26 protein-coding genes are annotated in these 26,158 nt (G+C 30.9%); 6 read left to right on the forward strand and 20 right to left on the reverse strand.

Annotated elements, in window-relative coordinates:
- Positions 1–131: 131 nt before the first annotated feature.
- The 3 genes from rnc to BTO16_RS12480 are packed head-to-tail and all read right to left on the reverse strand — an operon-like array spanning position 132 to position 2,370.
- On the reverse strand, positions 132–869 hold the full coding sequence (rnc, locus tag BTO16_RS12470) for a ribonuclease III (RefSeq protein ID WP_105022006.1): 738 nt from the start codon (positions 867–869) through the stop codon (positions 132–134).
- A gap of 3 nt (positions 870–872) precedes the next feature.
- Positions 873–2,126, reverse strand: a complete 1,254-nt coding sequence (gene fabF, locus BTO16_RS12475; RefSeq protein ID WP_105022007.1) for a beta-ketoacyl-ACP synthase II — start codon at positions 2,124–2,126, stop codon at positions 873–875.
- Positions 2,127–2,133: 7 nt separating this feature from the next.
- Positions 2,134–2,370, reverse strand: a complete 237-nt coding sequence (locus tag BTO16_RS12480) for an acyl carrier protein (RefSeq protein ID WP_091896995.1) — start codon at positions 2,368–2,370, stop codon at positions 2,134–2,136.
- A gap of 172 nt (positions 2,371–2,542) precedes the next feature.
- Between BTO16_RS12480 and purN the strand changes: the two genes are divergently transcribed.
- Both purN and BTO16_RS12490 read left to right on the forward strand, forming a co-directional pair.
- On the forward strand, positions 2,543–3,115 hold the full coding sequence (purN, locus tag BTO16_RS12485; RefSeq protein WP_105022008.1) for a phosphoribosylglycinamide formyltransferase: 573 nt from the start codon (positions 2,543–2,545) through the stop codon (positions 3,113–3,115).
- A complete protein-coding gene (locus BTO16_RS12490) occupies positions 3,108–3,743 on the forward strand; it encodes a ribonuclease H1 domain-containing protein (protein WP_105022905.1) in 636 nt (211 codons plus the stop codon). Before purN ends, BTO16_RS12490 begins: the two co-directional genes overlap by 8 nt.
- 59 nt (positions 3,744–3,802) lie before the next feature.
- On the opposite strand, the gene BTO16_RS12495 is transcribed toward BTO16_RS12490, so the two are convergent.
- From BTO16_RS12495 to BTO16_RS12520, 6 genes are all read right to left on the reverse strand, one after another.
- Complete coding sequence (locus BTO16_RS12495) at positions 3,803–6,451, reverse strand: carboxypeptidase-like regulatory domain-containing protein (protein WP_105022009.1); 2,649 nt, start codon at positions 6,449–6,451, stop codon at positions 3,803–3,805.
- A gap of 36 nt (positions 6,452–6,487) precedes the next feature.
- Positions 6,488–7,213 (reverse strand): GLPGLI family protein, encoded by a 726-nt coding sequence (locus BTO16_RS12500; protein ID WP_105022010.1) that lies wholly within the window; start codon positions 7,211–7,213, stop codon positions 6,488–6,490.
- 58 nt (positions 7,214–7,271) lie between these two features.
- Entirely contained in the window at positions 7,272–7,541 is a 270-nt protein-coding gene (locus BTO16_RS12505; RefSeq protein ID WP_105022011.1) for a hypothetical protein, read from the reverse strand.
- A gap of 650 nt (positions 7,542–8,191) precedes the next feature.
- On the reverse strand, positions 8,192–8,416 hold the full coding sequence (locus tag BTO16_RS12510; protein ID WP_105022012.1) for a carboxypeptidase-like regulatory domain-containing protein: 225 nt from the start codon (positions 8,414–8,416) through the stop codon (positions 8,192–8,194).
- A gap of 226 nt (positions 8,417–8,642) precedes the next feature.
- A complete protein-coding gene (locus BTO16_RS12515; RefSeq protein WP_105022013.1) occupies positions 8,643–9,368 on the reverse strand; it encodes a GLPGLI family protein in 726 nt (241 codons plus the stop codon).
- Between the two features lie 60 nt (positions 9,369–9,428).
- Positions 9,429–9,695 (reverse strand): hypothetical protein, encoded by a 267-nt coding sequence (locus tag BTO16_RS12520; RefSeq protein WP_105022014.1) that lies wholly within the window; start codon positions 9,693–9,695, stop codon positions 9,429–9,431.
- Positions 9,696–10,101: 406 nt separating this feature from the next.
- On the opposite strand from BTO16_RS12520, the gene BTO16_RS12525 reads away from it, so the two are divergent.
- Both BTO16_RS12525 and pth read left to right on the forward strand, forming a co-directional pair.
- The gene (locus tag BTO16_RS12525; RefSeq protein WP_245892110.1) at positions 10,102–10,395 is read left to right on the forward strand and encodes a helix-turn-helix domain-containing protein; all 294 of its coding nucleotides are present in this window, start codon (positions 10,102–10,104) and stop codon (positions 10,393–10,395) included.
- A 127-nt stretch (positions 10,396–10,522) separates the two neighbouring features.
- Positions 10,523–11,089, forward strand: a complete 567-nt coding sequence (gene pth, locus BTO16_RS12530) for an aminoacyl-tRNA hydrolase (RefSeq protein WP_211298247.1) — start codon at positions 10,523–10,525, stop codon at positions 11,087–11,089.
- 112 nt (positions 11,090–11,201) lie between these two features.
- Here pth and BTO16_RS12535 read toward each other — a convergent pair whose 3' ends face one another.
- The 7 genes from BTO16_RS12535 to BTO16_RS12565 form a co-directional block, all read right to left on the reverse strand.
- On the reverse strand, positions 11,202–11,942 hold the full coding sequence (locus BTO16_RS12535; RefSeq protein ID WP_105022016.1) for a succinate dehydrogenase/fumarate reductase iron-sulfur subunit: 741 nt from the start codon (positions 11,940–11,942) through the stop codon (positions 11,202–11,204).
- Positions 11,943–12,022: 80 nt separating this feature from the next.
- Positions 12,023–14,020 carry a fumarate reductase/succinate dehydrogenase flavoprotein subunit gene (locus tag BTO16_RS12540; protein ID WP_105022017.1) on the reverse strand — a complete coding sequence of 666 codons (1,998 nt, stop codon included), beginning with the start codon at positions 14,018–14,020 and terminating at the stop codon, positions 12,023–12,025.
- A 12-nt stretch (positions 14,021–14,032) separates the two neighbouring features.
- Positions 14,033–14,710: a succinate dehydrogenase cytochrome b subunit gene (locus tag BTO16_RS12545; RefSeq protein WP_105022018.1), complete on the reverse strand. Its 678-nt coding sequence runs from the start codon at positions 14,708–14,710 to the stop codon at positions 14,033–14,035.
- A gap of 146 nt (positions 14,711–14,856) precedes the next feature.
- Positions 14,857–15,480, reverse strand: coding sequence for a DUF6973 domain-containing protein (locus BTO16_RS12550; protein ID WP_105022019.1), 624 nt, complete (start codon positions 15,478–15,480; stop codon positions 14,857–14,859).
- A gap of 160 nt (positions 15,481–15,640) precedes the next feature.
- Entirely contained in the window at positions 15,641–16,252 is a 612-nt protein-coding gene (locus BTO16_RS12555; protein WP_105022020.1) for a hypothetical protein, read from the reverse strand.
- Positions 16,253–16,342: 90 nt separating this feature from the next.
- Positions 16,343–16,744, reverse strand: coding sequence for a hypothetical protein (locus BTO16_RS12560; protein WP_105022021.1), 402 nt, complete (start codon positions 16,742–16,744; stop codon positions 16,343–16,345).
- 289 nt (positions 16,745–17,033) lie between these two features.
- Positions 17,034–19,865: a VPS10 domain-containing protein gene (locus tag BTO16_RS12565; RefSeq protein WP_105022022.1), complete on the reverse strand. Its 2,832-nt coding sequence runs from the start codon at positions 19,863–19,865 to the stop codon at positions 17,034–17,036.
- A 133-nt stretch (positions 19,866–19,998) separates the two neighbouring features.
- Between BTO16_RS12565 and BTO16_RS12570 the strand changes: the two genes are divergently transcribed.
- Positions 19,999–20,265, forward strand: coding sequence for a GlsB/YeaQ/YmgE family stress response membrane protein (locus BTO16_RS12570; protein WP_105022023.1), 267 nt, complete (start codon positions 19,999–20,001; stop codon positions 20,263–20,265).
- 340 nt (positions 20,266–20,605) lie between these two features.
- On the opposite strand, the gene BTO16_RS12575 is transcribed toward BTO16_RS12570, so the two are convergent.
- Together BTO16_RS12575 and BTO16_RS12580 are read right to left on the reverse strand one after the other, a co-directional pair.
- Positions 20,606–21,679 (reverse strand): zinc metalloprotease, encoded by a 1,074-nt coding sequence (locus BTO16_RS12575; RefSeq protein ID WP_105022024.1) that lies wholly within the window; start codon positions 21,677–21,679, stop codon positions 20,606–20,608.
- A gap of 219 nt (positions 21,680–21,898) precedes the next feature.
- On the reverse strand, positions 21,899–23,113 hold the full coding sequence (locus BTO16_RS12580) for an aminotransferase class V-fold PLP-dependent enzyme (protein WP_105022025.1): 1,215 nt from the start codon (positions 23,111–23,113) through the stop codon (positions 21,899–21,901).
- A 100-nt stretch (positions 23,114–23,213) separates the two neighbouring features.
- Between BTO16_RS12580 and BTO16_RS12585 the strand changes: the two genes are divergently transcribed.
- Positions 23,214–24,536 (forward strand): serine hydrolase domain-containing protein, encoded by a 1,323-nt coding sequence (locus BTO16_RS12585; RefSeq protein WP_105022026.1) that lies wholly within the window; start codon positions 23,214–23,216, stop codon positions 24,534–24,536.
- Positions 24,537–24,554: 18 nt separating this feature from the next.
- On the opposite strand, the gene BTO16_RS12590 is transcribed toward BTO16_RS12585, so the two are convergent.
- The gene (locus tag BTO16_RS12590; protein WP_105022027.1) at positions 24,555–24,758 is read right to left on the reverse strand and encodes a hypothetical protein; all 204 of its coding nucleotides are present in this window, start codon (positions 24,756–24,758) and stop codon (positions 24,555–24,557) included.
- An 81-nt stretch (positions 24,759–24,839) separates the two neighbouring features.
- The gene (sufD, locus tag BTO16_RS12595) at positions 24,840–26,153 is read right to left on the reverse strand and encodes a Fe-S cluster assembly protein SufD (protein WP_105022028.1); all 1,314 of its coding nucleotides are present in this window, start codon (positions 26,151–26,153) and stop codon (positions 24,840–24,842) included.
- Positions 26,154–26,158 lie beyond the last annotated feature (5 nt).

The following is a 26,158-nucleotide window of genomic DNA, read 5'->3' on the forward strand; positions in this document are numbered from 1 at the left end:
TTAATGTTTTTTGGCTCTTATCATGCCCCAACAAATGCTGTTTCTGCTTTTACAATCGGGGACACCTATATGGGTTTGGAAATTAATTAGCGTAATTTTTTTAAATAAACAACAGATGTATCGGTAAAAATTTACCCTACAGAAATCTGCTTTTGAAAGGCATAATACACTCTTTTAGCTGCTTGCTCTTCTGCTTTCTTTTTAGAGGTTGCTCTGCCTTTTGCAACTTGTTCGCCGTCAATACTAATTTTAACGCTAAAGTGTTTTATTGTCTCATTACCTGAGTCTTCGTAGGTATCAAAATTGTACTTCTTTTTTTGTTTTTGGCACCACTCTATAATTAAACCTTTGTAGCTTGTAATTTTACCTTCTAGTTTTGCAATATCAACATAAGGCACAATTACATTTTGATAAATAAATTTCTGACAAGAATTATAGCCTTTATCTAAATAAATAGCACCAATTAAAGCTTCAAAAATATTACCATGAATATTATCGCCCACATTTGCTTGGTCTATATTACTTTTTACAAAACGGATTAAGTTTAAATCTTTTCCTAACTCGTTTAAATGCTCTCTGCTTACAATTTTAGAACGCATTTGCGTAAGATATCCTTCTGAACCCGTAGGAACTTTCTTATATAAATAAGCAGCTATTACAGAGCCTAAAATAGAATCTCCTAAAAACTCTAAACGTTCGTAATTTATAGGATTTCCTTTACTATCTATAATTTGAATAGATCTGTGAGTAAATGCTTTTTTATACCTATTGATGTTTCTTGGAGAAAAACTGATTACTTTTTTTAATTCGTTATATAATTCTTGATCTTCTTGAGAACGAGATGTAACTATTTTACGAATAAAATTCATAAACTATTCGTCTAACTTTTTAAAGGCTACGCAAGCATTATGACCTCCAAAACCGAACGTATTACTCAAAGCTATTTTAATATCTCTTTTTTGAGGTTTATTTAGCGTAAGATTTAATTCTGGATTAATATTCTCGTCTGCAGTAGTATGATTTATTGTTGGTGGCACAATACCATGTTGCATTGCTAAGATAACAGCAATAGATTCTATAGCACCCGCAGCACCCAATAAATGCCCTGTCATAGATTTTGTAGAATTTATATTAATATTCTTGGCATGTGCTCCAAAAACTTGAGAAATTGCTTTTAATTCTGCAACATCACCTAAAGGAGTAGAAGTACCATGCGTATTAATATGATCTACATCTTCTGCTTTAATACCAGAATTTTCTAAACAGTTTTTCATTACTGCAATCACTCCAATTCCTTCTGGATGTGGAGCCGTCATATGATACGCATCCGAAGACATACCGCCACCTATAACTTCTGCATAGATTTTAGCTCCTCTTGCTTTTGCATGTTCATATTCTTCTAAAATAAGCGCACCTGCTCCTTCTCCTAAAACAAAACCATCACGTTCTGCGTCAAAAGGTCTAGAAGCTGTTTCTGGGCTTTCGTTTCTTGTAGATAAAGCGTGCATAGCATTAAAACCACCCATACCTGCAATAGTTATTGCAGCTTCAGAGCCACCAGTAACAATTACATCACAATAACCTAATCGAATATAGTTTAAAGCATCTATCATTGCGTTTGCAGATGATGCACAAGCAGAAACTGTAGTATAGTTTGGTCCCATAAATCCGTTTTTAATGGAAATATTACCAGGAGCAATATCTGCTATCATTTTTGGGATAAAGAAAGGGTTAAATCTTGGTGTTCCGTCTCCAGCTGCAAAGTTTAATACTTCGTTTTGAAAAGTTTCTAAGCCACCAATTCCTGCTCCCCAAATTACGCCAACGCGTAATTTGTTAATTTTGTCTAGGTCTAATTTAGAATCTGCAATCGCTTCATCGGAAGCAACCATTGCGTATTGCGTAAATCGGTCCATTTTACGAGCCTCTTTTCTTTCGATAAAATCTTCGACGTTAAAGTTTTTTAGCTCACATGCAAAACGAGTTTTGAACTTGGCAGCATCATAATACGTTACAGGCGCTGCTCCACTAACTCCGTTAATTAAGCTATTCCAATACTCTTCAATATTATTTCCTATTGGCGTTAATGCGCCAAGTCCAGTAATTACTGCTCGTTTTAATTGCATATAAAAATTACTTTTTTGCTGCTTCTATATAGCTAACTGCTTGACCAACAGTTCCAATATTTTCTGCTTGATCATCTGGAATTTGAATATCGAATTCTTTTTCGAATTCCATAATCAACTCAACAGTATCCAAAGAATCTGCTCCTAAATCGTTTGTGAAGCTAGCTTCTGTTGTTACTTCATTATCGTCTACGCCTAATTTGTCTACGATGATAGCTTTTACTCTTGATGCAATGTCTGACATAATTCTGTTTTTTTAAAAATTTAAATCGACGCAAAAATACAAATCTTATTAATTCTAACTAACTTTTTGCGTGTAAAATGATTACTAAAGATAAATAAAAAACTTTAATCTACTCTTAAAATAACCACAATGTTAATAATTATTCTTTTTTTTGTAGTCTAGATGTATAGTTATGAGGCGTATTGTAGTTTTTGCTTCTGGTTCTGGAACGAACGCAGAAAATATTATAAAATTTTTTAATTCCACCAAAATTGCCAAAGTTACACAGGTACTCTGTAACAATGAACACGCCAAAGTTTTTGAAAGATGTAAAAGACTAAATGTTAACTGTTTACTATTTAATAAAGAGCAGTTTTTAAAGGAAGATACCATCTTAAATATCTTAAAAGAGCAAGCAGACTACATTATTTTAGCTGGTTTTTTATGGAAAATTCCAACTAAAATTATTGAAGCTTTTCCAAAAAAAATCATTAACATTCACCCTGCATTGTTACCAAAATATGGCGGAAAAGGGATGTACGGAATGAACGTTCACAAAGCTGTTAAAGAAAATAATGAAAAAGAAACAGGCATTACAATTCACTTTGTAAGTGAAAATTACGACGAAGGAGCCATTATTTATCAGGCAAAAACAGCTTTAAATGAAAATGATACGCCAGAAACCATCGCAGAAAAGATTCATTTGCTAGAAAAAAGATATTTTTCTAGAATTATTGAGCGTGTAATTTTAGATGTTAATGAGTAAAAAGAAATTTTATGTAGTTTGGCGAGGAAGAAAAACGGGTGTTTTTACTTCTTGGAACGTTTGTAAAAGACAAATTGATGGTTTTGAAGGGGCACAATACAAATCGTTTGCTATTTTAGAGGAAGCCGAAATTGCATCCACTAAAAACTACGAACTTTATAAAGGCAAAAACACAAAAACAGCTGTTTTATCATCCGTAGAAAAAGAAAAATTTGGCAAACCTATTTTAGAAAGCATTTCTGTGGATGCTGCTTGTGCTGGAAACCCAGGAAAAATGGAATATAGAGGTGTTTTTACACATAGTAAAAAACAAATTTTCTTAATGGGTCCTTTTCAAAAAGGGACAAATAATATTGGCGAATTTTTAGCTTTAGTGCACGGAATTGCGCTTTTAAAAAGCAAAAACAAAGAAGATATTCCTATTTATTCTGATTCTAAAATTGCCATGAGTTGGGTAAAACAAAAAAGGTGTAAAACCAATATGCATTTTGATGTTTCTAACAAAGACTTGTTAGATTTGATAAAAAGAGCCGAAAATTGGCTAAAAGAAAACACCTACAAAAACCCAATTTTAAAATGGGAAACGAAAGCTTGGGGAGAAATTCCTGCGGATTTTGGAAGGAAATGATTTTAGTTGGCAGTATTCAGTTATCAGTTATCAGTTATCAGTTATCAAGATTAATACATCTACAAATTATAGCCTACAGAAATCATTACAATTCTTGGTAAAATAAAAGTTTTACTATCAGAAATTAAGTAATCAGTAAAACTATTGCTTTGTTTAAATTGTGCATTAAATATATTTTGAGACGTCATTTTATAAGACCAACCAGAGTTTTCTTTTTTGTAAGATAGTGTTGCATTAGCAATTTCGTACACATTTTTTTGACCTAATGTTTTATTCTGATAATTGCTCTGTCTGTAATCGAAATTAAAAATAAATCCTTTTAAAAAATCGTAATCTATAATTACAAATGGTTCTGTAGTTACAAATTTTGAGGTGTTTAAACTTGATGTAAATTTACCAACATCGGTTCTAATGCCTAGTTCAATTTTTGGGAAATTATCGAACAAGGTTTCTACCGCAAATTCATAATCATACCCATTATTTTTATTGGTTTGTAGAGTAGTATTGATTTCTTGTATGTATGTTGCGTTGTTAAAACCAACATCAAACTTATATTTTAATTCTTTAATGGTTTTTTCTAAATGGATATTTCCTCTAAGATCTTCGGATGGATTGTTAAACATTTTAACCGTTAAAAACTGATTGATATCATTAAAATCTACTGTGCTTCTAACGCTTTTTATTTGTTTGTTGTAATTTAAATTTGCATGCAACATAATACCTCTGTACAAACTAAATCTACTAAAATAAGCTCTTGCAGCGTGATACAAATTGTTTTCTAAAGTTTCATTTCCTTTAAAAACGGAATTATACGATTGTAAATAAAAACGATCTGCAAATTTACTAGCATCAGAAAAAGAAGTTTTTAAATTGTAATTCAGTTTTAATTTTTTTGATTTATTAAACTCAATATCGGCTAAAAAATCTGGTAGAACCACCCATTTATTATTTTCTAAATTAGTTTGGTTGGCTAAGTTCCAATTATAATTATGTACTTCTACACCTTGTTTTACAGTAAAAATACCGGTTCTAAATTTATAGTGCATTCCTAAAAACACATCGTTCAATTTAAAATTTAGGTCATTTCCAAATCCGCCATTAGCGAAATTATTTAGAGAACCATCATCTAAAGTTTGGCTGTCATCAGTTAAAAAATCTTCGCTTATAAATTTATTCCCAACAGTTGTATAGATGTGATTGCTGTTGTTAATTTCCCAAAAATGTTTTAAAACAACATCTATATTTTGTTCTTGATTATTTTTAAGCTGATGAATTCGTAATACATCTTGGCTGTTATCCGCAGGGATTAAACCTTGTAAAATTGGACTTTGTGTTTGCCAAAAAGCAGCATTATTATTTTTATCAAATACATAACTAAACACAGAAGAAAAGGTGTGTTTGTCATTTTGCCTTTTATGCCATTCTATATTTTGATTGATGTAGGTTGCTGTTAAATCTCTATCTGTAGCAATGGTATTTGTGTTTGCATTAATTAGAGAAACCAAACTATTGTTGTTGGTGTTATTGGTTCTTTTTACTTGACTTCTTACATGCCATTTTTCTAAAGAGTTTGGTGTGTATTCTAAATTTAAATTACCGATACCTAATAAATTATCTGCAGTTATAGTATTGGTTCTTTGCTCTGTAAATGTGGTATATTCATTTACATTTTCTACAAAACTACTAGTGTTTGAGTTGCTAAAAATTGCATAGCCAGAAACATCTAATTTTTGCGTGGCTACTTTTGTAATGTTAATTGCACCAAATTTTTGCTTGCTACTTACCACATCATTGCTCTCCATAAATTGAGAAAAATCGCCACCTTTCCAACTAAAATTACTGCTAAAAATGGCATTTATTCCTCCAGAAAAACTCATATAATCTTTAAACGTAAATGTTTTTTCGCCAATATTATTGCTATTTCCTATAAAATTTACATTGGTTTTGGGCGAATAATAAAACAAATTAGCACTAGTTTTATAAAACTCTTTATTGCCTTTACCAGCTTCTACATCACCAAAAACAAAACGTTTTTTATCTTCTTTTAGCTGAATATTCATTGCCATTTCATCAGAATCTGTTAATCCTTTTAAAAATGCAACCTCGTTATAATTGTCAATCACTTGCACATTACCAATAGCATTTGCAGGAATATTATCTACTGCTAATTTAGAATTACCTCCAAAAAACTTTTTGCCATCTACTAACATGGTTGTAACTTTTTTACCTTGTACAGTTACGCCTCCGTTTTTATCTACTTCTACTCCAGGTAATTTTTTAAGTACATTTTTTAATTTACGTTCTGAACCATCTGTAAATTTATCTGTTTTATAAGTGGTAGTATCTCCACGAACTGTAACTGGCATTTCTATAATTACCTCATCTAATTGCTCTGAAGATTGCTGTAACGTAAAGTTTTTAGTAGCAGCTTTTAAAGCTATAAACTGGTATTCTATGGGTTTGTAGCCTAAATAAGAAATACTAATAGTTATAGTATCTCCATGCGCTAACAACAACTTATAATAACCTTCGTTATCTGTTATTGCAAATTGCAAATTTTTAGAAACGTCTTTGGGTTTTGCAATTACATTTGCATAGGGCAAAGGGTTTTGTAAACTGTCTTTTACTGCCCCAGAAAGTGTTATTTTTTGGGAGAAGGTTGTTGTTGATATAGCAAATAGAAAGATAAATAGGAGGTTTTTTTTCATAAAGTTTTTAATGTTTACTCTTGTAATTTTATACTTTTAATTACCAAAAACACTCTTTTTTGCTTTGTCCATAATTACTTCATATTCTTCTTTACTTACTCTTTTACCTCCTTTTGGTTCTTCAATTTTAATTACTTCTTTAGGATTTAAAACTATTTTAGAGGCATTAAAAATTACATTTCCTATTTCTAACTCTAAAATTAAACCCGGTAAACCATATTCACCTTTTGGCCCAAAACCTAAAGGAATACTTGGAGTATACCAAGCAATTACTTTACCATTACTTCTTGTTGCTTTATAGGATTTATATCCATTTATGGTTTTTGTTTCTTGTGTTAATTGCCATTCTAAATAGGTATTATCAAAAATGAAACACTCCCCTAAAGCTTCGCAATCTTTTATTAAATAGGTTTTATTCTTATCGTTGAAATAGTATTCTCTTTCACCACCACTAACTGTTTTTAAAACTCTTTGTCCTAAATCATTAATATCTACATCTAATTTATTTTCTACTACAAATAAAGCTTCTCCTTTAGAAAATGATATAGTAGAATTTATAGATTTTGTATATAGAAATACTTTGTCTAAAGATTCTATGACATTTTTATTTTTTATACTTTTTCTTTTATTCGTTAAATATTCATCTAATTTTTTACTGTTAATTTTAGATTTATAATAGATTATTCCTTCTGTTTTTTGCGCGTTTAGATTTGAGTACACAAAACAGAGAAGCACTAATATGGTTATCGTTAATTTTATCATTTTTATATATTTAAAATGACTAGAGTAAAACTCTAGTCATTAATTAATTATTTATTTATTAACATTGACGAGCTGCAATACAAGCTCCATAAAAATCTCTCCAAAGACCATATAGTTCACCATTTACACTTCTATCTTCAACGTCTTCGGAAAAAGCAAGTGCGCCAGCTCTAGCGTCACTATTACACTCGCTATAACAACCAAACTCTTCCACTACTTCAATAGCTACTTTTGTTGTTGGTAAAATTTCATCATTAGTAGCTGTTGCATTCATAAAACTCATTCCTGTTGCTAGTACAAATACTAGACTTAATATTACTTTTTTCATAATTCATCTGTTTTAAGGTATACTTGACTTTTATTTAGTATCAAGTACTATAAAAATTTTGTTTTTTGGAAGTTTTATTTTAAGAAAAACCCTCCAAAAACTTCTAGAAAAAAGCTTACTTTTGTAGCCTTCCTCTGTTTGTTGTTGTTTATTTACATAAGCAGCTGTTTTAAGTTGTACATTTATTTGCAAGATTTTTATATTTCTTAATTCCGCAAGCGGAGGTTTTTTATTTTAAAATACTTTTTTAGAAACAACTGTTGTTTCCATAAAAATACAATCGATACATTTTTTTCGAGAATTCTTCTTGTTTTAGGATTCTAATAACAAGATTTTTAGCAATTTTCTCTTTATCGAATTTCAGAAATGTTTTTGGTTAAAAAAAATAAATAGCTTTCCATTTTGGACTAATGGTTTCTGGGGAGGCGGTTTTATACCTAAAAACTAGTAGTCCAAAATGCAACGTGAAAAATGAATTAAAATATTGATTATAAATATTTTACGTTAAAATAAAGTGTATATTATCACTTATTTTTTTACTTAAAATTAGTATTTTATCAGGTAAAAAAACTTTTTTTGAGCTTACTTTTATGCTTGAGAACTTCTTTTTTTATGGTTTTTAAATAGAAATAACGAGATTTAAATAACATTTAAACAATAGTATCTCCTTGCGCTAACAACAATTTATAATAGCCTTCGTTATCTGTAATTGCAAATTGCAGGTTTTTAGAAACGTCTTTGGGTTTTGCAATTACATTTGCATAAGGCAAAGGGTTTTGTAAGCTGTCTTTTACAAAACCTGTTAAGGTTACTTTTTGGGAAAAAATAGCTGTTGAAAAAATTAAAATTGAAATAAATAGGAGGTTTTTTTTCAAATGTTAAATTATTTATGATTAATATATTTCATTAATTTTTTTTACAAGTAGTTTTAAAAATAATTGTAGATAACAAAAAGGAGTTAAAAATGGATTTATACTAAATAAACTTTTAAGATTAAGTTGCTACTACTAACATATAAATGTAATAGAGTTTTTAATCAATATTTAATTACTGTATAAATATACTTTTTAGAATGTTTTAATCAGTTATAAATTTGCTAGATCATTGCTTCTTATAAAAATCTGGCATTGCTTTTCTTGTTAAAGTTTTGAATTCTTTTTGAGTTAATTGTTTAACTTCTTTTGGTTTATCTATAATAATATTTTCAACAGGATTTAATTCAATTTTAATTGCTGTTATTTTAAATGTATTTTTGTTTAATTCTAAAATTATCCCAGGTAAACCAAAATAATTCATTACTCCATATTGATATGGTATTTTTGGAGCATACCATGCCTCTAAATTAATATTACCACTTTTTTGATTTTTTAAAACAGCTCTATAACATTCAAAACCTTGTATAGTTTTTGTTTCTTGCATAAGTTCCCATTTTGGCAAAATATTTTCTATTAAAAAACACTCATCTAATAAATAGCAATCAAATGTATTATTATTATAACCAGAAAATGAATTGGAAGTATAGTATTTTTTTTCACTACCAGCCATTATGTGTGTTATATTTATTTTTTCATAATCATCTATTACCAATTTGTCGATTACATAATATTCAGATAATAAGTTGTTAAAATTTAAAATTACTTCTACATCTTTAGCCTTTTTATAAATTTCATCAATATCATTTTTTATTTTGAAATTATTTTTTTCTTTGTTATCAATATTATCTAAAGCTTTTTTAGTGCTTGCTATATATGTTATTCTACCCTCAATTTTTTGAGCAAAATTTGTGTATGAACAAAATAGTATAAGGCTTATAATATAATTTTTCATTATTTATTTTTTTAGAAAAACCTACAACTTTCTTATAAGTTGTAGGTCATTTAATTTATATTAACAACCTCTTAAGCATCCAGTATAATACCTCATGTAAATATCCATATAAAATTGATTGTCATTTGGATCATCTTCATTTCTTTCTGCAAAATCAACGACGAGTCCTCTAGCCCAGCCTACACAACGACTTGCACATCCAAAATCTTCTTCAATTTCAATAACTGGTTTTGTTATTGGCAAAAACTCATCATTAGCAGATGAAGCATTCATAAAACTTGTTCCTGTTGCTAGAACAAATACTAAAATTAAAAATACTTTTTTCATAATTTAAAATTTGTAACCTATTTAAGGTTAGTTTGTTATTTTCTTTGAGTTTTTAGTTGATTGCACCAAATTAAAATTCTGTAAAAAATTGGTAGAAAAAAGCTTACTTAAATTGAGTTTCCTCTTCGTGCCTCATCGGAATGAATTTTATATTTCTTAATTCCGCAAGCGGAGGTTTTTTGTTTTAAAATACTTTTTTAGAAACAAATGCTGTTTCCATAAAAATACAATCGATACATTTTTTGAGAATTCTTCTTGTTTTTAGGGCTCCAAAAATAAGAATGATAGCAATTTTCTCTTTATCAAATCTCAGAAATGTTTTCGGTTAAAAAAAATAAATCGCTTTCCATTTTGGACTAATGGTTTCTGGGGAGGCGGTTTTATACCTAAAAACTAGTAGTCCAAAATGGAACGTGAAAAATGGTTTTTTTGTGTTACTTTTGAGAGTTTAGAAAATAAAATGAAAGAAAAAGAGAGAGAAAAAGTTGAAAATTACTATTTTGAAATATTAAGAAAAATAGCAAACAAAAGAGCAGAAGCCGGTTTATCTCAAATAGATTTAGCTTTAAAATTAGGCCTTACTGATAGTGGTTATTTTAAAGTTGAAAAAGGTATAACAAAACTAGACATTCAAAGATTTCTTAGTATTTTGTATAAATTAGATATTTCACCAAAAGAATTTTTTGAAGATTTTAATTAATTGCAACCAACAAGTAGATTTGTTATCAACTAAATAAACTATTTTTTCTTAGTATTTTTGCGCAATGAATTTAATAAACTCCTTTTATAAAATTATTGGTATAAAAGTTGAAACTAGAGAAGCGTTGATGAAAAAATTTTTAATTGTTGGTTTAGGTAATATTGGCGAAAAATACACAAATACGCGTCATAATATCGGTTTTAAAATTGTTGATGAAGTTGCAGACGAACATAAAGTAGTTTTTGAAACAGATACCTTAGGTGATGTAGCTACCTTCCGTTTTAAAGGAAAAACTTTTGTTTTGCTAAAGCCAAGCACTTTTATGAACTTAAGTGGCAAAGCTGTAAAATTTTGGATGCAAAAAGAAAAAATTACTATTGATAATTTATTAGTGGTTACAGACGATTTAAATATAGATTTTGGAACGCTAAGAATTAAAGCCAAAGGAACTGATGGTGGTCATAACGGCCTTAAAGATATTCAAGAAAAATTAGGCACAAGTGTTTATCCAAGATTTCGATTTGGAATTAGCGGTAACTTTTCTAAAGGGCGCCAAGTAGATTATGTTTTAGGCGAATGGACTAAAGAAGAAACAAGTTTATTAATAGAGCGTTTGCCAACATCTGCAAAAATAATTACCTCTTTTGGTACAGATGGTTTGGCAAATACCATGAATGCTTTTAACGGAAAATAAATGCATAAAAAAACTCTTTAGCGTTTACTAAAGAGTTTTTTCTATATAAATTTCTCGATACAATTACGCCAAAAAGCGCAACCAGTCGAACTAAAAGCACTATAAAACTTACTTAAATAGATGCTTTCATTAATTCTCTGTTCATTCTTGCAATGTTGTCTAAAGAAATTCCTTTCGGGCATTCTACCTCACAAGCTCCTGTATTTGTACAGTTTCCAAAACCTTCTAAATCCATTTGAGCAACCATGTTTCTAACTCTGTCTGCTGCTTCTACTTGCCCTTGAGGTAACAATGCGTATTGAGATACTTTTGCACCAACAAATAACATTGCACTCGAGTTTTTACAAGTTGCTACACAAGCTCCACAACCAATACAAGTAGCAGCGTCCATTGCGGTATCTGCAGCGTGTTTAGATATAGGAATTGAGTTTGCATCCTGTGTGTTACCAGAAGTGTTTACAGAAATATAACCACCTGCATGCTGTATTCTATCGAAAGCAGATCTGTTTACAACTAAATCTTTGATAACAGGAAAAGCTGCTGCTCGCCAAGGTTCAATAGTAATAGTATCGCCGTCTTTAAACATACGCATGTGCAATTGGCACGTTGTTACGCCTCTGTCTGGACCATGTGCTTCGCCGTTAATATACATAGAACACATACCACAAATACCTTCTCTACAATCGTGATCAAAAGCAACTGGCTCTTCACCAGAATTTACTAACTGCTCATTTAAAACATCCATCATTTCTAAAAAGGACATATGTTCTGAAATTTCAGTCACTTTATAATCAACCATTTGACCCTTAGTTTTTGAGTCTTTCTGTCTCCAAATCTTGAGTGTTAAATTCATTTTTATTTAGTTTTTGGTTTTTAGTTGTTTGTTGTTAGTTGCTGTTTCCATAAACTAACAACCATCAACCATAAACTATATTATTTATAACTTCTTTCTTTAACTTCTATATTCTCGTACTCTAAAGGCTCTTTGTGCAAAATAGCATCTTTTGGTTCTCCTTTATACTCCCAAGCAGAAACAAATTGAAACTCTTTTAATCTTTTAGCCTCACCATCTTCTGTTTGATGCTCTTCTCTAAAGTGTCCTCCTGCAGATTCTTCTCTTTCTAAAGCGTCTTTTGCAAATAATTCTCCTAATTCTAAGAAATCTGCAACTCTACCTGCTTTTGCTAACTGCTCATTATATTCTGTAGCTGTTCCAGGTACATTTACATTCTGCCAAAAGTCTTTTCTTAATGCAGAAATTTCTTCTATAGCCTCATTTAAACCTTCTGCACTTCTAGACATTCCACATTTATCCCACATAATTTTACCTAGTTTTTTGTGGTAATAATCTACAGAATGGGTTCCTTTATTGTTGATAAAGAATTCTATTCTTTCGGTTACGTCTTTTTCTGCTGCGTCAAATTCTGGAGTATCCGTTGCTATTTTTCCTGTTCTAATATCATCTGCTAAATAATCTCCAATAGTATAAGGTAATACAAAATAACCATCGGCTAAACCTTGCATTAAAGCGGATGCGCCTAATCTGTTTGCACCATGATCAGAAAAGTTTGCTTCTCCAATTGCATAACAACCAGGTATTGTAGTCATCAAATTATAATCAACCCAAACACCACCCATTGTATAGTGTACTGCAGGATAAATCATCATTGGTGTTTCATACGGATTTTGATCTATGATCTTCTCATACATCTGAAATAAGTTTCCGTATTTCGCTTTTACAATTTCCTGTCCTAATTCTTTAATTTTTGCTGCGGATGGATTTTCGATATTATGAATTTTAGCTTGCTCTTTTCCGTAACGCTCAAAAGATGCTGCAAAGTCTAAATACACAGCTTCACCTGTAGCATTTACACCATAACCAGCGTCACAACGCTCTTTTGCTGCTCTAGAAGCAACATCACGCGGAACCAAGTTACCAAATGCAGGGTAACGTCTTTCTAAGAAATAATCTCTTTGATCTTCTGTTAAATCCGTAGGTTTTTTAGTGCCTTCTTTAATCGCTTTTACGTCCTCTAAGTTGTTAGGCACCCAGATTCTTCCATCATTTCTTAAAGACTCAGACATTAACGTTAGTTTAGACTGATAATCTCCAGAACGCGGAATACATGTTGGGTGAATTTGCGTATAACAAGGATTTGCAAAATAGGCTCCTTTTTTATGAATTTTCCATCCAGCGGTAACATTAGATCCCATTGCATTTGTAGATAAGAAATATACATTTCCGTATCCACCAGATGCAATTACAACTGCGTGTGCAGAATGGCGCTCAATTTCTCCTGTAACTAAGTTACGGGCAATAATTCCTCTTGCTTTTCCGTCTACAATTACAACATCTAACATTTCGTGTCTGTTAAACATTTCTATTTTTCCACGCGCAATTTGTCTGTTCATGGCAGAATAAGCACCTAATAATAATTGCTGACCTGTTTGCCCTTTTGCGTAAAAAGTTCTAGAAACTAAAACCCCACCAAAAGAACGGTTGTCTAACAAACCACCATAATCACGTGCAAAAGGAACTCCTTGTGCCACACATTGATCAATAATGTTTGCAGAAACCTCTGCTAAACGATAAACGTTTGCTTCACGAGATCTGTAATCGCCACCTTTTACCGTGTCGTAAAACAATCTATAGGTAGAATCACCATCTCCTTGGTAATTTTTTGCTGCGTTAATACCTCCTTGAGCCGCAATTGAATGCGCTCTTCTTGGTGAATCTTGGTAAGCAAATGCTTTTACGTTGTATCCTAATTCTGCTAATGTTGCAGAAGCAGAACCACCAGCTAAACCTGTACCTACAACTATAACATCGATATGACGTTTGTTTGCAGGGTTTACAAGATTGATATGATTTTTATAATCTGTCCATTTATCTTTAATTGGACCTTTTGGTACTTTTGAATCTAAAGCCATAATTTTATAAGATTAATGGTTAAAGTGATGATAAATTGCAATAAAAATAAAACCTGCTGGAATTATAATTGAATATGCTTTACCAATTGTTTGTAATGTTTTCTTTCTTCCCGCTGTTCCACCCATCGATTGAAATGCCGATGTAAAACCATGCGCTAAATGCAATCCTAAGAAAATAAATGAAACTACATACGCAATAACTCTTGCCGGATGTGCAAATTTATGAACTAACTCTTCGTGATAACGAAAACCATCAACACCTTGCATTGTTCCAGACCAATCGCCTTGAATAAATTTTGTATTGATTTCTGGAAACCAAAAATCGATAAAGTGTAAACCAATAAATGCTAAAATGGTAAGTCCCGTCCAAATCATGTTTCTGCTCATCCAAGTTGAATTTGCAGCACCATTATTTTTTGCATACGAAACATTTCTTGCTCTAGAATTTCTTAACTCTAAAACAAAACCCATTACAAAGTGAAAAACAACTGCAAAAATTAATACAGGTTGCAAAGCAAATTGAACTATAGGATTTGTTCCCATAAAATGTGAAACTTCGTTAAAAGTTTCTGGACTTAAAACTGATAAAATATTTATTGATAAATGCTGTAACAGGAAGAACATTAAAAAAAATGCAGAAAGCGCCATTGCGACTTTTCTTCCAATTGAAGATTTGAAAAATCCGCTCATTGTATAAGTTAGTTAAAATTTTAAACAAATTTACGGCGAAATCGTTTTCAATCCAATAAATAATAGGCTAATTATTTTGTATTTAGAATTGTTATAAATAGTTTGCAGAATCGTTTTGTAAAAAAAACCAAATAAATTGTGTTTTTCTATTCTTTCTTTAAATTGGAATTCACCAAACATTTGTTGTTTTTCCATTTTCCAATTAAAGATTCCTTTGAAATAAGAATTCCGTCACAAGTTAAAAAGTATCCTTTTTTATCTTTTTGAATGATTTTCATTTTCCCTTTCAAAATTGCATTTACCACTCTATAAATTAGTCCATTATTAGAAACTTTACTTCCTTTAAAAATCAATTTTAAGCCTTGTTCGTTATTAAATAAATCCATTTTTGATGAAATTTCATCTGGCACAACTCCGTCTTCTAATTTAAGTTTCTTAAACGTACTATAATTTTCTTTTTCGTGCGCTTTCCCTAAAGAGCGCGCTGCAGATTCGCCAATTTCTTGATGCAATCTTGCCATCCAATACGCATGTCTAAAAGCATCTACTTGTCCGCCTGCAGCATCACCATCTAACAAATTTGTTTTTTTGATAGAATCTGCAACTCTATTAGCTTGCTGAGAAATTTTTAATGCTTTTGTTGCCTTAAAAGGATGAAACAAAACCCACATTTTTTTAGGGCCAGAAAGCTCAAAAAAACTTTTAAAATTAGACTGGGAATTGATTGTTACTGTAAATACTAAAAACAGAATCACACTAATTTTTTTCATTTATATACTATTTTTAACAATCATATATGGCACTCGTTAAAACGAAAATTAAAATCTGTTTTATTTATTCCTTCTACGTTATAAAAAGTTCCCCTTTTGTGAACTAGCAATTTTACAAACACGAATTTAGCAAATGTTCGTTTTACATGTTAGTACGAATCTAATTTTCATACTTCAAAAGTTCTTCTAGTTCTAATAATTCAGACTTTTCAGGAAATTGATTTATTAATTTATCGAGTAATTTTTTTCCTTTCTTACAATCTTCGAATTCATTTTCACATCTCAAGCTATATGCATGGGCTAACCGATAATATACAGTATAATCATTGGGTAAAAGCTCAAAAGCTCTCTTATATTCAAAAATTGCATTATACCAACTTCTTTTTTTTAACCAATAATCTCCCTTTGCAATAAGCAAAAGACTCCTTTCAATTTTATTATCTAGTTCAATTTTTTTAGTTTTTTCTTTTGCAATGGTATAATTCTGAATAAAATTATAGGTAATAAAACCAACGATCAAAAACAAAAAAAGAAATATGTTGTAAAATGCATGCCAATTTTTCCTTCTTTCTCTGATAATTTGAATACGAATAGCTCTTAATTGCTTTTTAGTCGCTTTTTTTAATTCTATTTCACCACCGGCAGATTTTATATATGCACGTTTAAGACTCAGAAAAGTTCTTTCGGGTCTAAACATATTTTTTTTTCTGAGTAATCTTTTATTATTACTCAAACTAGTTAACATCCCTTGAATACTTCCTTCTCCTGGCAATATTTTCTGATTTTAATGTTTTCTAACTTGATCTGTATTGTTCATTGCGTGTTTTAAGTAATTAATTTTATACAGTCTTTTAAACCGTTTTTATTCAACTATTTCTTTCTTGTTAATTTTAAAAATGCAAACGCCTAAAACAATGGTCAAGGAATAAATTAGCACCCAAATTGTTTGTTCTGACCATTTGGTTATAAATCCATTATCGACTATATAAAAGGTAATCCAAACAGATGAAAAGGAATAAAGTGATAATATTATCTTGTCTTTCCAATTAGAGAATTTACTTTTTAAACTCCTTTTAATTAGCCAAAAAATTATCATAGCTGGCATTGACGAAAGTAAACCTATAATAATCATTACAAATATTATTTCAGAAGAATTCAATATGCTATCGAAACTAGATTCATTAATAATAACGCCTAAAATTAATGCTATTATAAGAGGCGAAATTATTATTGTGAACAACCAAACTTTGATAACATATTTCATTTACTCATTTTTTTAATCTTTAAATTTTCATAAGCTAACAGTAACATCTAATTCAACCCATTTAATTTTAAGAAAATCTTTGTTAACTTTTAAAATCACTCCATTTTCATAAAAGCACTTCCCTTAATTTTTATTAAATTTCCTTTGAGTGTATTTTCTGATCATTAAAAAAACCTACTATATAAAACTCATTTTCCGTAATTCTAAAGTTAGCATTTCCGCCTTTTGTTGATCCCAAAATTCCGAATAATATTGCTTTGTAGATTCTCTTTCTCAAATGCACTACACTTTATTTAATCTCAAATTCAGCTGTAGCTTCCTCAATTTTAACGGTATATTTTCCCGTTGGCAAATAATACACATCGTTTTTAGCTTTTTCAATTTTCACTTCTTTATTTGCTTTTTCAAACGCTTTTTTGCCCTTATCAGAAAAGGAAGCGTCAAAAATTACTTCGTTGAAACCTTTGTCTGCATCCACAGAAACTGAGTTGACTTTTTCAGTTCCTGAATAAATATCAACAGTTACTTTTTTAGTTTCATTTGTATAGAATGGAATGTTGATTTCTGGTACATTTAAATCGGACCATTTACTCCAAGAACTTCCCCAAGAATCTCTTTTTCTAATCGAATTAATCGCAAAAACATGCGCCGATTTTGCTGCTAACTCATCCGTAAAAAGCTGTAAAGATTCAATGTCTGCTTTGTATAAACTACGACCGTGTGTTGCAACTATTAAATGTTTTGCCGTTGGCTGAATGACCAAATCATGCACTGCAACATTTGGTAAATTTTTACTGAAAGCTTGCCAGGAATTTCCGCTATTAAAAGAAACATACAAACCATTATCTGTACCAAGATATAACAAGTTTTCGTTTGCTGGGTCTTCTTTAATTACGTTTACTGCTGCTGTTGGAATCGATTCACCAATATTTCTCCAAGTTTGCCCAAAATCATCAGACATATACACATACGATGTAAAATCATCAAAACGATACCCATTTAAAGTGACATACACTCTTTCTTTTTTGTGAGCCGAAGCGACTACTCTAGAAACCCATAAATCTTGGGGTAATAAATCTGATATTTTTGTCCAAAAACCTCCTCCATTTTTAGAAACATGTACAAATCCATCATCTGAACCTGTGTATAATAACCCGAATTGAAACGGACTTTCGGCAATTGCTGTTAAGGTACCGTAAGCCACATTTCCTTTTTTACCACCTGTTGTTAAATCATCAGAAATCGTTTCCCAGTCATCGCCTTTATTTAAAGATCTGTGTAATTTATTACCCCCTAAATATAAAATATCTTGATTGTGTTTCGATAACAAAATTGGCGTTTGCCAATTAAAACGATACGGATTTTCGCCTAAAACGTGCTTAGGCTGAATGTATTTTTGATCGTTTGCTGCTCTATCAATTCTAAAATAATTTCCAAATTGAAAACCTGTATAAACGATATTTGGGTTTCTATCATCCACCTGAACCTGCATGCCATCGCCACCCATAATTGACTCGTACGGATTTTGACCAGATTGTTGCCAGCTGTTATCAATTCTTGCATTATTATTGGCTACCCAAACACCGTTGTCTTGCAAACCGCCATAGACTTTGTAATTTTTTTGATTGTATGCATATACAGAATAGAATTGCCCAACAGCAGCATTATTTAGTTTTGTCCAACTTTCACCGTCGTCATAAGAAAGATTTAAACCACCGTCATTTCCGTTTAGTAAATGACCCGGTTTTTTAGGATTTACCCACAATGCTTGATGATCTGAATGCACATTTTCTTTGCCGATGGATGTAAAGCTTTTTCCGCCATCTTTCGATTTTAAAATAGGAACACCTAAAATGTAAATTCCGTTTTCATCTCGATGGTCTACTCTAATTTCCCCAAAATAATAACCGTACGAAGAATACAATCCGTCTAAATGATCCTCATGCGTTTTTTTCCAAGTTTTACCACCGTTTGTAGTTTTAAAAACCTCAGCTCCAACAACCTCTGTATCAAACAGCATAGAATTTGCATCTTCTAAATATTTAGCTAAATCAATTGGTTGTACAGAACCAACTCGAACCATTTGTTTTACATTTTCTGATCTGTATTTTTCTTGAAATCCGTTGTTTTTTAAATACGTGTTTAGTTTTTTATCTGCTAATTTTAAGAAATCATCCGAAGACATTGTTTTAAAATCTTCTTTTGTTAAATCATCAGAACGTTTTCTGTCTTTACTTTTTTCTCTTCTAAACTGACTGTCGTGTAAAGCATATACGATGTTTTCATTAAAAACTGCTAAGCCGATTCTACCAACTCCGTCGCCAATTGGGAATCCGCTTTTATCAGCAATCTTTGCCCAAGAACTTCCTGCATCTGTACTTTTATAAATGGCAGAGTTTTTACCATCACCGTCAAAATCCCACGCTTTACGATGTCTTTCCCAAGAAGCCGCATACATTACATTAAAATTTTCTGGTGCAACTGCAACATCTATAATTCCTGTATTTTCATCAATATATAAAGTTTTTGACCATGTTTTTCCTCCATCCGAAGTTTTAAAAACACCTCTTTCTTCGTTTGAAGAATATAAATGACCAATAACACCAATAATAACTTCGTCTGTATTATTAGGGTTGATGAGAATTCTGCTTGTATGATGACCATCTAGCAAACCAACATTGGTCCATGTTTTGCCTTTATCCGTAGATTTTAAAACACCTATTCCGGCATACGAAGAGCGCGAAGAATTTTTTTCTCCTGTACCAACCCAAATGGTTTCTGAGCTCCAATCTACTGCAATATCACCAATATTCTGAGTTGATGAATTGTCTAAAACGGGTGTAAAAGTTGTACCATTATTATTTGTATACCATAAGCCACCAGAGGCGTAACCCACATAAAACTCTGTGGTATTATTAGGGTTTACATCTACATCTACAACTCGTCCACTCATAACTGTTGGCCCAATATTTGTAAAATTGATGTTTTTTACCAAAGAGGTGTTTTGTAATTGAATTTTCTCTTTTAAAGACTTTTGTAGTATGTTAGCGTTTGTTGGTTCTTGTTGTGCTATTAATGCACTACTAAATATAAAGAATAAATAATATGTAATTTTTTTCATGTAAATAATTATTGTAGCTGACTAAATTAAAAGATTGTTTTTAAATTAGAAAACCTATTGTTTCTTTTAAAAATTATTAACTATTATTTTTTTACTAAATTAGCAATAATTAATCAATTAAAATTTTTACACTATGGATGGATTATTGTATACTATTATTATTGGGGCAATTTGTGGTTACATTGCAGATGTACTGATGAGTGATAACGGCTATGGCTTAATTATAAGCATTATTATTGGTATTGCTGGTAGTTTTGTGGGTGCTTGGGCATTTGGCCAATTAGGTATTAGTGTTGGTAGTGGATGGATAAGCGACATTATAAAAGGTGCTTCTGGAGCTATTATTATTTTATTTATTCTTGGTATCATAAAAGGTAGAGGAGCAGGTAGAAGAAGGTAGTTTCTAAACCAATAAAAAATAAAAAAACGCTAAATAAGTAGCCTAAAAATTGGCATTGTTTTAGCTTTAATTTAAAAAAAGCGATTAAATAAGGTTTAACTTTATTTAATCGCTTTTATATTGAAATCTATTTTTTATAAATTATGGATATATTGTTTTTTTATAAATATGCTTTATGCGGCCATTATAGCTTTATGTTTTTACTGATAAAACAGCATAACCAATTAACCATAAAGCACAAAAAAGGAGTAAAACACAATCGTTTTACTCCTTCTTATTTAATATTTTTCTAATTTTTATGAGTATTTAATCCCTTTTTTAATTAGATATTTCTTTTGTATTAATTACCAGCAAAAGCTGCTCTTGGACCTCCAGAAGCAAAAATAGCTCTCATTCTATTTCTTTGACCGTCTGTAAACATATACATACAAGCGTCATCTGTATAATCCATATAATTCATAGTCATATCTGTAGTTTTACAGTTAACTGTAGGAAAAGAAGGACAACCATAATTTGGCCCGTCTGAACTTGGCGTATCTAAAACAAAATCATCTTGACGACATCTACCATCTCCCCAAATATGACGTAAATTTAAATAGTGACCAACTTCATGCGTTGCAGTTCTACCTTTGTTAAAAGGAGCAGCAACAAAACCTGTAGTTCCAAAGTATTGAGGTGAAATTACAACACCATCAGTAGCTGAGTTTCCTCCTGGAAATTGAGCATATCCTAAAATACCGCCACCAATTTCTGCAATCCAAATATTTAAATGCGTGTTTGGTGTAACTGGTGGGTATGCACTCTTTACTGCATTATTTGTTCCCCAAGAAGCATTACTATTAGCATTTCTAAAAGTTCCTGCTAAGGTAAATTCAATTTCAGAATCTGTTGCATCATTAGCAAATGTAGAACCTGAAGGTAAATTTAAATCACTGTTTGTTTTTCTAAAATCTGCGTTTAAAACTGCAATTTGAGAGTTTATTTGAGCATCAGAAATATTTTGATTGCTATTACTATAAACAACGTGCACATACACAGGAATCGTTACGATACCAAAACCATCGTTTATTGGTGCTACATCTACATCACCACTTCCAGAACCACCAGAACCACCATCTCCTGGTTTTACGGGTTTCCCTTTTGCAGCAATAAACTTTCTTGTAGCATATTCTACATTATACATTTTTTTATACAAACCTGGGTTTTCTTTTAACTGTCTGTTTAAAACTTGCATTGAATAGCAATTTTTACCATTTTTGTCGTTTTTAGCAAAAGTTTCTGGTTCGTCTGTATGAACTATAAAATCGCTCATATCAATTTTTGTTTGTGTTTCATTAGGCATGTCTGTACTGTTTTCTTGACATCCAATAAAGATACTAGTTGCAACTAGTAATGATAAAAATACTTTTTTCATTGAGTAAGGGTTTTAATGAATTAGTTAAAATGTGTTAAAAAAATAACTTAAATGCAATTAAAATGTTATAAATATAACAATTACATATAAAAATGTTTAAATTATTAACAATACGAATATACACTTTTTTTGGTATGTTCAAAATTTTTATACTTTTTTACAAAAAAAAACACCATTACTTTTTAAATAATAGTGTTTTTAAATCTAATTTTTGAGATTTTAGCTCAACATTATTTGTGCTTTTTTAACGCTTTCAATAAAAATATCTATTTCTTTTTTGGTATTGTAAAAAGAAAAAGAAGCTCTTATTGTTCCTGGTATTTTATAATAATCCATAATTGGTTGTGCGCAATGATGACCCGTTCTTACAGCAACGCCTAACTTATCTAAAATAGCACCCATATCGTACGGGTGAATTCCATCAATATTAAAAGAAATAACAGCTGTTTTTTTTGCGGATGTTCCGTAAATCCGCAAGCCTTCAATTTTTAAAAGTTCTTGTGTTCCGTATTTTAAAAGTTCATCTTCATAGGTTGCAATGTTTTCAAAACCAACAGCATTCATATAATCTAAAGCCACACCAAAAGCAATTCCTCCACAAATGTTTGGTGTTCCTGCTTCAAATTTATGAGGCAAACCTGCATAGGTAGTTTTCTTAAATGATACGGTAGCAATCATTTCTCCACCACCTTGATACGGAGGTAATTTTTCTAACCATTCTTGTTTGCCGTATAAAAAGCCAACGCCTGTTGGGCCGCATAATTTATGAGCAGAAGCTACATAAAAATCTGCGTTTAATTTTTGAAGATCTGGTTTTATATGCGGTGTTGCTTGAGCGCCGTCAATTAAAACTGCAGCACCGATTTTATGGGCGGCTTCAATAATTTCTTCTATTGGGTTTACGGTTCCTAAAGCGTTAGAAACATGGTTACAAAACACTAATTTTGTTTTAGTGTTTAAAAGCTGATGATAGGTTTTCATATCTAAAGAACCTTCTTCATTCATTGGGATAACTTTTAATATTGCACCTGTTTTTTCGCATAACATTTGCCAAGGAACAATATTAGAATGATGCTCTAAAGCAGACACAATAAGCTCATCACCTTCATTTAAAAGTGTTGTAAATCCTGATGCTACAATGTTTATACTATGTGTTGTTCCTGCTGTTAATATAATTTCATAAGCTTCTTTTGCATTAAAATGTTTCTGAACTTTAATACGTGCCTCTTCATATTTATCTGTAGCTTCTTGACTCAAAGTATGCACACCTCTATGAATATTTGCATTGTAATTGCTATAGTAATCTACAATAGCATCTATAACAATTTGCGGTGTTTGGGAAGTAGCAGCATTATCAAAATAGACCAAAGGTTTTCCATGAACAGTTCTTTTTAGAATAGGAAAATCTTCTCGAATTTTATCAACATTCAACATAAAAATAGTTTTGAAGTGCAAAGATAAACCATGCAATTTTAAAGATGTAAAAAAGTCAATATGAATTTCTTATTTTTACATCATCAAACCATATTCATTCATGAAAAATTTTAAAAGAGTTGTTCTCATACTACTAGTAATCCTTATTGTTGCCATCGTTTATAATTATCCTAAATTAAAGATTATTGCTGGTTATTCTGCAAAAAATACGGCATCCTCTGTCTTTGTTGCCAATAGAACTCTTGAATTTACAAATAAAACAGACACTAATTTTTCTCCTATAAATTTAGCTAGTGATCAAATAAATACTTCGGATAAAACTGCCTCTGCAAATGTTTTAGGCTTGGTTACTAAAAAAGCATTTTACAGAGAAGGTTTAGGAAGTGTTTTGGGTTTTGAAGCGAAAGATTTTAATGCAAAATATTTAATACCAAAAAGAACAATTTCTGATGATAAGACTCCTTTTCCGTTTGGAAATGGACCACAAAAAGACACTATTTTTAAGAACGTAAACTATTCGGTATTAAATAAAACGGTAGATGTTTTGTTCGATCCTTTAAATCAAACAAGAGCATCGGTTGTAATTTATAAAAATCAAATTATTGCAGAACGTTATGCCAACGGATTTAATCAAAACTCAAAATTGTTAGGCTGGTCTATGACAAAAAGTATAACAGGTACGCTGTTTGGTATTTTAGAACATCAGAATAAAATAGACATACACAATAAAGCGCCAATTGAAGAGTGGAAAAATGATGAAAGAGCGCAAATAACAATTCATAATTTATTGCAAATGAATTCTGGTTTAGAATGGTATGAAGAATATAGTACGCTTACCGATGTTGTAAAAATGCTCTACTTAGATCGTGATATGACGCAAAGACAAATTAAACAACCGTTGGTTAGTAAACCTAACGAAACTTGGAATTATTCTTCAGGAACAACAAATGTTTTGTCTGGTATTTTACGTCAGCAATTTAAAACACATCAAGAGTATTTAGACTTTTGGTATGCTGCTTTAATTGATAAAATTGGCATGAACTCTATGCTTATAGAAACCGATTTAGCAGGCAACTATGTAAGTTCTTCTTATGGCTGGGCAACTGCTAGAGATTGGTCTAAATTAGGATTGTTGTATTTACATAACGGAACTTGGAATGGTGAGGAATTATTTACTAAAGAATGGGTAAAATATGCTACTACCCCAACACCAACTTCAAAAAATACCTATGGTGCGCAAATATGGTTAAACGCGGGCAAAGAGTATCCAAACGTTCCAGAAAACATGTATTATTTTAGCGGCCATCAAGGGCAGAATGTATATATTTTTCCAGACCAAGAGCTTGTAGTTGTAAGAATGGGATTAACTAAAAACGCAAATATTGATACCTTTTTAAGCGGAATTCTTAAAAGTATAAAATAGAAATGATGTTCTGTTAAATTACTCTTTCCCTTTTAGTAAGCTTAAAACAATAGCTACAAGCCCTAATCCAATTACAATATAAGAATTGGTGTTGTCTTGTACTTTTAACAAGTCTAAATTGCCTATTGAAACTTGTGTTTCTGGAGTAATCATTGTGTAAATACCGTAAACTAGTAAAATAACTCCTACAATTAGCAATACTGTTTTAATCGTTTTATTCATCTTTTTAATTTTTTAATAAAGTTACAAAAAAAAACCACGCAATTTGCGTGGTTTAAATTTTATGAAAAACTAGCGTATTAATTACAAATCAAAACCAATATTTACGCCTAATTTAGTGGCAATTAGCTTTGTAATTCTAGATTTTACTTCGGGTATTTTTACACTTTCTAATACTGTATTTGCAAAAGCATACATTAATAATGCTTTTCCTTCTTTTACAGGAATACCTCGTTGTTGCATGTAAAACAGCGCATCATTGTCTAATTGACCAATAGTACAACCGTGAGAACATTTTACATCATCTGCAAAAATTTCTAGTTGTGGTTTTGCATTAATCGTTGCTTTATCGCTTATTAAAACATTGTTATTTTGTTGATACGCATTTGTTTTCTGCGCTTCTTTATTTACAATTACTTTACCGTTAAAAACACCTGTAGAACGATCATTAAAAATACCTTTATAATCTTGGTGACTCTCACAATTTGGCTCAATGTGATGCACCAAAGTATGATGATCTACGTGTTGTTTACCTTCAATAATGGTAATTCCTTTTAAGATAGAATCTATATGTTCTCCATTTTGATAAAAGTTTAAATTGTTTCTTGTAATATTTCCTCCAAAAGAAAAAGTATGAACAGAAACTACGCTATTTGATTTTTGATCTACGAAAGTATTATCAACCAAAGAAGCGTTTTCTTCATCATTTTGAATTTTATAATAATCTACAGTAGCGTTTCTGCCAGCAAAAATTTCTGTAACTACGTTAGATAAAACTGCGTTGGATGTTAAACTTTGATGACGTTCAATAATTTGAACATGCGCATTTTCTTCAACCACAATTAAGTTTCTTGGCTGCACCATTGTTGCTGCTTCAGAACCTGTTGTAAAATTGATAATTTGAATTGGCTTTTCTACCTCTACACTTTTAGGAATATAAATGTAAGCTCCTTCATTTGCAAAAGCCGTATTTAAAGCCGTTAGGTTATCTTGCTTTGCAACTTTATTAAAATAATTTTCTATTACAGAACTGTATTTAGATTTTGATAAAGCAGAAGAAAGTAAACAAATATCTTTACCGTCATGAGTTACATCAGAAAGGAAAGAACTGTATTTTCCATCAATAAAAACAATCTTATAAGTGTCTATATCATGAATAAAATACTCTTTTACATCTGCAAATTGCACAGAATTTTCTTTATTAAGAAAAATGCTAAAATCATTCTTTAAAACAGCGTTTAAAGAGGTGTATTTCCATTCTTCTAATTTTTTGGTTGGGAAACCTAGCTTTTCAAAATTTTCTAAAGCTTCTGTTCTTATTTCATGAATATCAGAATTGATATCAATCCCGTTTTCAAAAGCTACGTATGATGATAGTATTTTTTCTTTTAATTCCATTGTTT

This window comes from Polaribacter glomeratus, from assembly GCF_002954665.1.
GTDB classification, from domain to species: Bacteria; Bacteroidota; Bacteroidia; order Flavobacteriales; family Flavobacteriaceae; genus Polaribacter; species Polaribacter glomeratus.

Bases quoted from the DNA above. Each gene is read 5' to 3' on its own strand.
- rnc (WP_105022006.1), bottom strand. From the start codon at position 869: ATGAATTTTATTCGTAAAATAGTTACATCTCGTTCTCAAGAAGATCAA.
- fabF (WP_105022007.1), bottom strand. From the start codon at position 2,126: ATGCAATTAAAACGAGCAGTAATTACTGGACTTGGCGCATTAACGCCA.
- BTO16_RS12480 (WP_091896995.1), bottom strand. From the start codon at position 2,370: ATGTCAGACATTGCATCAAGAGTAAAAGCTATCATCGTAGACAAATTA.
- purN (WP_105022008.1), top strand. From the start codon at position 2,543: ATGAGGCGTATTGTAGTTTTTGCTTCTGGTTCTGGAACGAACGCAGAA.
- BTO16_RS12490 (WP_105022905.1), top strand. From the start codon at position 3,108: ATGAGTAAAAAGAAATTTTATGTAGTTTGGCGAGGAAGAAAAACGGGT.
- BTO16_RS12495 (WP_105022009.1), bottom strand. From the start codon at position 6,451: ATGAAAAAAAACCTCCTATTTATCTTTCTATTTGCTATATCAACAACA.
- BTO16_RS12500 (WP_105022010.1), bottom strand. From the start codon at position 7,213: ATGATAAAATTAACGATAACCATATTAGTGCTTCTCTGTTTTGTGTAC.
- BTO16_RS12505 (WP_105022011.1), bottom strand. From the start codon at position 7,541: ATGAAAAAAGTAATATTAAGTCTAGTATTTGTACTAGCAACAGGAATG.
- BTO16_RS12515 (WP_105022013.1), bottom strand. From the start codon at position 9,368: ATGAAAAATTATATTATAAGCCTTATACTATTTTGTTCATACACAAAT.
- BTO16_RS12520 (WP_105022014.1), bottom strand. From the start codon at position 9,695: ATGAAAAAAGTATTTTTAATTTTAGTATTTGTTCTAGCAACAGGAACA.
- BTO16_RS12525 (WP_245892110.1), top strand. From the start codon at position 10,102: ATGGAACGTGAAAAATGGTTTTTTTGTGTTACTTTTGAGAGTTTAGAA.
- pth (WP_211298247.1), top strand. From the start codon at position 10,523: ATGAAAAAATTTTTAATTGTTGGTTTAGGTAATATTGGCGAAAAATAC.
- BTO16_RS12535 (WP_105022016.1), bottom strand. From the start codon at position 11,942: ATGAATTTAACACTCAAGATTTGGAGACAGAAAGACTCAAAAACTAAG.
- BTO16_RS12540 (WP_105022017.1), bottom strand. From the start codon at position 14,020: ATGGCTTTAGATTCAAAAGTACCAAAAGGTCCAATTAAAGATAAATGG.
- BTO16_RS12545 (WP_105022018.1), bottom strand. From the start codon at position 14,710: ATGAGCGGATTTTTCAAATCTTCAATTGGAAGAAAAGTCGCAATGGCG.
- BTO16_RS12550 (WP_105022019.1), bottom strand. From the start codon at position 15,480: ATGAAAAAAATTAGTGTGATTCTGTTTTTAGTATTTACAGTAACAATC.
- BTO16_RS12560 (WP_105022021.1), bottom strand. From the start codon at position 16,744: ATGAAATATGTTATCAAAGTTTGGTTGTTCACAATAATAATTTCGCCT.
- BTO16_RS12565 (WP_105022022.1), bottom strand. From the start codon at position 19,865: ATGAAAAAAATTACATATTATTTATTCTTTATATTTAGTAGTGCATTA.
- BTO16_RS12570 (WP_105022023.1), top strand. From the start codon at position 19,999: ATGGATGGATTATTGTATACTATTATTATTGGGGCAATTTGTGGTTAC.
- BTO16_RS12575 (WP_105022024.1), bottom strand. From the start codon at position 21,679: ATGAAAAAAGTATTTTTATCATTACTAGTTGCAACTAGTATCTTTATT.
- BTO16_RS12580 (WP_105022025.1), bottom strand. From the start codon at position 23,113: ATGTTGAATGTTGATAAAATTCGAGAAGATTTTCCTATTCTAAAAAGA.
- BTO16_RS12585 (WP_105022026.1), top strand. From the start codon at position 23,214: ATGAAAAATTTTAAAAGAGTTGTTCTCATACTACTAGTAATCCTTATT.
- BTO16_RS12590 (WP_105022027.1), bottom strand. From the start codon at position 24,758: ATGAATAAAACGATTAAAACAGTATTGCTAATTGTAGGAGTTATTTTA.
- sufD (WP_105022028.1), bottom strand. From the start codon at position 26,153: ATGGAATTAAAAGAAAAAATACTATCATCATACGTAGCTTTTGAAAAC.